The following is a 6877-nucleotide window of genomic DNA, read 5'->3' on the forward strand; positions in this document are numbered from 1 at the left end:
ACGATCTGTGATGGCCGTCAGTATGCGGCGGCAATGTGACAGACGGGGGAAGCACGGGCCGGATTCCCGCAGGGGCTCAGACCCCAGCGTCTGGCCTGAGCCTTATGCCAACCAAGGTGGGCATCTACCAGAGGCGGAGCCTATTTGCCGATGCAGAAGCTGGAGAAGATCCGGCCCAGCAGGTCATCCGCACTCATCTGGCCGGTGATCTCGCCCAGCGCGTCATGCGCCAGCCGCAGCTCCTCGGCGGCCAGTTCCAGGTGCTCGTGCACCAGCTCGCCATCGGCGCGCTGTGCGTGTTCCTGCGCGCGTTCGATCGCGTCCACGTGGCGGGTGCGCGCGGAGAACTCACCGTCCACCTGCTCGCCTGCCCCGGCCGAGGCGATGCCGCGCAGGCGTGCGTGCAGGTCGTCCAATCCCGCGCCGGTCGCCGCCGAAACGAACACGCGTTCCGGGTCGTCCAGCGCCGGCAACGCGTCCAGCAGGTCCGACTTGTTGTGGATGTAGACCTTGTGCGGCACGTCGGCCACGGCCTGCCCCAGCGCGGCCTCACCGGCGGCCGGATCGCGCGCGTCCAGCACGATCAGGGCCAGGTCGGTGCGCTCGATCTCCACATGGGCGCGGCGCATGCCCTCGCGTTCGATGGCATCGCCGCCGTCGCGCAGGCCGGCGGTGTCGACCAGGGTCAGCTCCAGCCCGTCCAAGCGGATCGTCTCGCGCAATGTGTCGCGGGTGGTGCCGGCAATGTCAGTGACGATCGCGCGTTCGCTGCCGGCCAGCGCGTTCAGCAGCGAGCTCTTGCCGGCATTGGGCGGGCCGATCAGCACCGCGTGCAGGCCATCGCGCAGGCGGCGGCCGCGCTCGGCATCGCGGCGCAGCAAGGCCAGGTCGCCGCGCGCTTGTTCCAGTCCCCGCCGCACCTGTGCGCCGCCCAGGGTATCCAGCGGTTCGTCGGCGAAGTCGATGGCTGCTTCCACGTGGATGCGCAGCAGCACCAGTTGTTCCACCACCGCGTCAATGCGGCGCGAGAACACGCCGTCCAGCGAACGCCGTGCCGCGCGTGCGGCGCGGTTGTCGCCCGCGGCGATCAGGTCGGCGATGGCTTCGGCCTGGGCCAGATCGAGTTTGCCGTTGAGGAAGGCGCGTTCACTGAACTCACCTGGCCGCGCCTGGCGCGCGCCCAAGGCGATGCAGCGCGCCACCAGTTGCTGCAGCAGCACCGGGCTGCCGTGGCCCTGCAGCTCCACCACTTCTTCGCCGGTGAAGCTGTTGGGCGCCGGGAACCACAGCACGATGCCATCGTCGATCACCTCGCCGTCGGCATCACGCAGACGTGCGTAGTGGGCGTGGCGCGGGCGCAGCGAGGGCGCGCCGAGCGCGCTGGCGATGGCGGCGGCTCGCGGGCCGGACAGGCGCAGCAGGCCGACACCGCCCGCGCCGGGCGCACTGGCGATGGCGACGATGGTATCGGTGCGGGTCACGTCGTTCATGGCTCAGAGCTTCTCCAGCTGTGCGCGCGCCTGTGCGGCGCCACTGCCCTGCGGCTGCAGCGCCAGGTAGGTGGTGTAGGCCTGCTTCGCCTTGGCCTTGTCGCCGGCATTGAAGTAGGCATCGCCCAGGTTGAGATGGGCGACCGCGCGCGACGGGTCGATCTTCAAGGTGTTTTCCAGCCAGCGCGCCGCTTCGGCGTAGCGCTGTTGGCGGTAGTAGACGAAGCCGAGGTTGTTGGCCGCCTGGGCGAAGTCCGGGCGCAGCTTCAGTGCTTCGGCGAACTGCGCGGCGGCTTCGTCATACTGCTTCTCGCGGTACAGCTGCAGGCCGCGGTCGTTGGCCTGCTGCGCGCGCTGGCGGTCCGAGGCCGGACCGGCCGTGGGCACCACCAGCTTGGCTTTACCGCCCTGCAGGTCGGCCACGGTCACCGGCGCCTGCGTGCCCTTGGCATCCTGCACGGCGTCGACCTTGTTGTTCAGCGCGATCGCATCGGCGGTCAGCTGGCGGGTATCGGCGTTGAGGTATTCCTGGCTGTCCGGCACCTGGAACACGAACTCGCCGCCCTGCGAACCGGGCAGGCTGCCGAAGGCCGGGGTCTGCTGCGAAACCGCCGACACCGCCGGCGCGACGTAGGCGGCCAGCTCGGTACCGGTGATCAGGCCATCGCCATTGAGATCGCCCTTGCCGGCCAATGCCTGCAGCAGCACCCAGGTGAACACCGAATGGCCGTTCGGGCCGGCATCGGCCACCTGCTGATCGGCGCCACCGGCGGTCAGCATCTGCCGCGCGCTGCGGCGCGCGTTCTCGCGCAGGAACGACGACGACGACGGACCACCGCGGGTCAGGCCCAGGCCGCTGTAGCAGGCATCCATCACGAACATCACGTGCTTGGCCTGCATGCTCTCGGCGATGTTCTGGATATCGGTCATCGCGATGGCGTCGGTGGCGAATTCCTTCGGGTCCGAATCCACCGGAATGATGTAGCCAAGATCGCGTCCGGAGGCGAGCTGCCGGGTCGCGCCGTGGCCGGCGAAGAACACGAACACGCGATCGTTCTTTCCGGTGCGGTCGTCGGCCAGGCGGTCGTGGAAGGCGGCCAGGATGTTGTTGCGGGTGGCCTGTTCGTTCTTCAGCACGATCACCTGCGAAGACGGGAAGCCGAACTGCCCGGTGAGCGTATCGGCCACCGCCTGCGCATCGTGGCTGGCGTATTCCAGCTTCGGCCACTTGGCGTAGCTGTCGATGCCGACCACGATCGCCCATGATTTCTCGTAGCCGGTGGTGACAGTGGCATCGTTGCTGGCGCCCTTGCGCGGGCGCGCGACGGTGAATTCGCGGCCGTTCCAGCCGGCGAACTGGTAGCCGTCGGCAATCAGCCGATCGAGGATCTGCGGCAGCGCCTTCACCGCGCGGTCGTGGATATCGTGGAACAGGATGATGCCGCGCTGTTCCTTGTTCACCTGGCCCAGCACGCGCTGCACGATCGATTCCGGCACCGGGTCGGCCCAGTCCATGGAATCGATGTTCCACATGATCGACTTCAGGCCTGCTTCGTTCAGCAGCTGCAGGCCTTCGGCATTGCGTGCACCGTAGGGGAAGCGGAACAGCGGCGCGCGCTTGCTGTCCACGTCCTTCAACAGGGTGTCGGTGTCCAGCACCTGCTGGCGCAGCGCATCGCCGGTGGTGCGCGAGAGCTGGGCGTGGGTCAGGCTGTGGTTGCCCACGGCGTAGCCCTCTTCCATCAGGCTGCGGCTGATCTTCGCCATCGGCCCCAGGGTGACCTTGCCGTCGGCGTCGACCTTGCCCAGGTTGCGGCCCACTTCGAAGAACACGCCCGGCACGTCGTAGCGCTTCAGGATGGCCACCACTTCATCGGTATAGGCCTTGTGCGGGCCATCATCGAAGGTCAGCACCACGGTCTTCGGCGGCAGGTCGCGGCCGAAGATCTCGCGGTCGCTGTCCTTCATCGACATCGGGTACGGCTCGATCACCCCATAGTCGCGCAGGATCGCTTCGCGGCTGTAGTCCTTGTGCAGGTGGGCGATGTAGTCGTCCCACTTCTCGCGCTTCAGCTCGATGGCGCGGGTGCGCTCGAAGCGGCTGAAGATGCGGGTCAGTTCCTGGTTGTAGTTGCGTTCGATCTCGTCCAGCGCGTCCAGGTCTTCGCCGATGCGCTGGTGCAGCTTCACTGCCGGCAGCGAGGAATCGGCACCGACACGGTCGTGCAGGTCACGCAGCACTTCGCGGAACGCCAGGCGGTCGGCGTCGAACAGTTCCGGCGCCGATTCGATGTAGTCCAGCACCGTGCCCAGCGTTGCGAAGCGCTGCGGACTGCCACTGCGCAGCAGGTTGTCGAACTGCGCCGCGATGGCGGTGCGCTGCTCAAGGCCATCGTGGAACAACTGCTGGCCGATCCGCGTGGATGTGCCACGGTCGGCGGCGCTCTGCTGATCTTCGTCAGCCAGCAGCACCACGATGCGGCGGTAGCCATCGAGCTGCTTCTGCAGCGCGGCCAGCAGCGGCGCGGCGGCCGGATCAGCGGCGGCGGCGGCCTGCGCGCTGGGCTGGGTCACCGCGCTCGCCGGCGCCTTCGCGTCCTTGTCGCCACAGCCGGCAACGACCAGGGTCAACAGCAGCGAGGGCAGGAACAGGCGGAACGACGGCACTCGCGGCATGGCGGACTCGAAGGTGGGAGAAGCGGTGTGCGGGCGATTCTACCCCCGCATGCGAAAAGCCCGCCTTGCGGCGGGCTTTTGCGTCGTTTGGGCCGGTCGGGTTATTTCTTCTTGACCGGGGCCGGGGCGGTGCTGGCGGCCACCGGCTCGCTGCCGTGGCGCTTGGTCATCCACCACTGCTGCAGCAGGCCCAGGCCACCGTTCACCACCCAGTACAGCACCAGGCCGGACGGCATGAAGGCCATCATGACGCCGAACACCAGCGGCATGAACTGCATCATCTTCTGCTGCATCGGGTCCATGCCCGGTGCGGGGGTCAGCTTCTGGGTGAACCACATCACCGCCACGTTGATGACCGGCAGGATGAAGTACGGGTCGCGTGCGGTCAGGTCCTGGATCCAGCCGAACCAGGGCGCCTGGCGCAGTTCGACCGATTCCACCAGCACCCAGTACAGGGCGAAGAAGATCGGCATCTGGATGAGGATCGGCAGGCAGCCGCCCATCGGATTGATCTTTTCCTTCTTGTACAGCTCCATCATCGCGGTCTGGAACTTCTGGCGGTCATCGCCATAGCGTTCCTTCAGCTGCGCGATGCGCGGCTGGAAGCGACGCATCTTGGCACCGCTCTTGTACTGGGTGGCCGACAGCGGGTACAGCACCAGCTTCAGCAGCACCACCAGGCCGACGATCGCCCAGCCCCAGTTGCCGACCAGCTTGTGCACCTGGTTCAGCACCCAGAACAGACCCTGGCCGATCACCGCCATCATCGAGAAGCGGCTGTAGTCGACCACGCGGTCCAGGCCCGGCACGTCTTCCTTGGCGATCTGGTTCACCAGCTTCGGGCCCACCCACAGACGGGCCTCGGTGCTGGTGGACTGGCCCGGGGCCACGGTGAAGGCCGGGCCACGCGCTTCGATCAGGTCACGACCGGCCACCTGCGACAGCACGTAGTGGGCGGTCTGGTCCTTCTGCGGAATCCACGCGGTGAAGAAGTGGTGCTGCAGCATCGCCAGCCAGCCGCCGGTGATGTTCTGGTTCAGCGCGCCATCTTCCAGGTAGTCCTTGAACGCACGGCGCTGGTACTTCTTGTCGTTGTCGTACCAGGTCGCGCCATTGAAGCTGAACGAATCCGGGTTGGTCATGCTCCGCGACAGGATGGTCGGGGTGCGGTCCAGGGTGCGGTAGACGTAGCCGTTCCACGGCGCTGCGCCGGCATTGATCACCTCGTCCTTGAAGCGCACGGCGTACTCGTTGCGCGAGACGGTCAGGGTGCGCTTGATGGTCACGCCGTTGGCGGTCCATTCGAACGGGATCTGCAGTTCGTTCTGGCCGTCGGCCAGCACGAAGTCGCGGGTATCACCGACCAGCTTGAAGCCGTCGGCGCCGGGCACCGGGGCGCTCTTGTCTTCGCTGGCCCAGCCGCTGATCGCGCTGTAGGGGTGCGCGGGGTCTTCGGTCAGCAGGCGAACCGGCGGGCTGCCTTCATCCTTGCTCTGCGGGAACTGCAGCAGCTCGGCGTCCAGCACGCGGCCGCCGTCGAGTACCAGGCGCAGCACGTCGGTGGTGACGGTCACGCGCTGGGCGGCCGGGGTCGCGCTGGCCTGGGCCTGGGTCGCGGCGGCCTGGCCCGGCGCACCGGGAACCTGTGCACTGGGAATGCTGCCCGGGGTCGCGCCCGGAACGCTCTGTGCAGCGGCCGGGGCCGAGCTGCTGGTCGGGGCCGGGGTCGGGGCGGCCGTTTCACGGCTCCACTCCATCCACAGCAGCACGGCCACCATCAGCCAGGCAAAAATGAGGAATACGCGGGTCTGGTTCATCAGCGGGCAGGCTCAGCGGGGCCGGAACGCGATGCCGGCTCGGTCAAAGAGGGAGTTGCGATGCCATCAGGCGGCGGCATTGTGCCGTCCACGCCCGGCGCGGGCAATGCGCGCAGGCGCCGCAGCAGGCGCAGGAAGGCCTGGCGGATGTCGTCGTTGCTGGCGGAACGCGCAGCACTACGGGCCACGACGACGAAGTCGCCTGGCTGGATGTCGGTACGTGTCTGACGCAGGATGTCGCGCAGGACGCGCTTGATCCGGTTACGCCCCACGGCGTTCGGATCGACCTTGCGGGAAACCGCCAGACCCAGCCTGGCCGGCCGGTCAGCCGGCAGCCAGTGCAGGGTCATCAGCGGATCGGACACACGGCGGGCGCCGTTGAAGACCGTTGAATATTCGGCACGCGTGCGAACCCGCGCAGAGCGAGGGAATCGCTTGCGCGGGTCTGCAGTATTCACTGTCGAAGGGATTGCGTCTGCCGCAGTGAGCGGCATGGCAATCAGGCGCTCAGGACTTTGCGGCCCTTGGCGCGGCGACGCGACAGGATCTTGCGGCCGTCAGCGGTCTTCATACGGGCACGGAAGCCGTGGTCGCGCTTACGCTTGAGGTTGCTGGGCTGGTAGGTGCGCTTGGTGGCCATGTGGGCCTCTCGTATGAATGGGACGGGAAAGAACCGGAAATTCTAGAGAGGTCGCCCCCCTCCCGTCAACCCCTGTTGACTACGCGAATTCACCGGCCTGTGCAATAGCTGTGGATGTTTTTGTGAATAAGTGGGGGACAACCATTCCGAAGGCGCGCGCGCGGTGGTAGTCTGAGCCATCCATTTCCCCCTTTCCGGCCTGTGTCTGGGCGCGTTGTCGCGCCTATCCACCGGCCACCGGACGATTATTGCCG

At 67.2% G+C, this 6877-nt stretch carries 5 protein-coding genes; all 5 read right to left on the reverse strand.

Going from position 1 to position 6877, the window contains the following annotated elements:
* Nucleotides 1-140 precede the first annotated feature (140 nt).
* Nucleotides 141-1490 carry a tRNA uridine-5-carboxymethylaminomethyl(34) synthesis GTPase MnmE gene (gene mnmE, locus C1922_RS20270; RefSeq protein WP_108751425.1) on the reverse strand — a complete coding sequence of 450 codons (1350 nt, stop codon included), beginning with the start codon at nucleotides 1488-1490 and terminating at the stop codon, nucleotides 141-143.
* Between the two features lie 3 nt (nucleotides 1491-1493).
* Nucleotides 1494-4166 carry a polysaccharide deacetylase family protein gene (locus C1922_RS20275; protein ID WP_108751426.1) on the reverse strand — a complete coding sequence of 891 codons (2673 nt, stop codon included), beginning with the start codon at nucleotides 4164-4166 and terminating at the stop codon, nucleotides 1494-1496.
* Between the two features lie 101 nt (nucleotides 4167-4267).
* A complete protein-coding gene (yidC, locus tag C1922_RS20280; protein WP_108751427.1) occupies nucleotides 4268-5983 on the reverse strand; it encodes a membrane protein insertase YidC in 1716 nt (571 codons plus the stop codon).
* Complete coding sequence (rnpA, locus tag C1922_RS20285) at nucleotides 5983-6477, reverse strand: ribonuclease P protein component (RefSeq protein ID WP_108751428.1); 495 nt, start codon at nucleotides 6475-6477, stop codon at nucleotides 5983-5985. The genes yidC and rnpA overlap by 1 nt, the downstream gene beginning before the upstream one ends.
* Nucleotides 6478-6482: 5 nt before the next feature.
* Nucleotides 6483-6623, reverse strand: a complete 141-nt coding sequence (gene rpmH / locus C1922_RS20290; RefSeq protein ID WP_005411729.1) for a 50S ribosomal protein L34 — start codon at nucleotides 6621-6623, stop codon at nucleotides 6483-6485.
* Between the last annotated feature and the right edge of the window lie 254 nt (nucleotides 6624-6877).

This window comes from Stenotrophomonas sp. ZAC14D2_NAIMI4_7, assembly GCF_003086675.1.
Taxonomy (GTDB): domain Bacteria; phylum Pseudomonadota; class Gammaproteobacteria; order Xanthomonadales; family Xanthomonadaceae; genus Stenotrophomonas.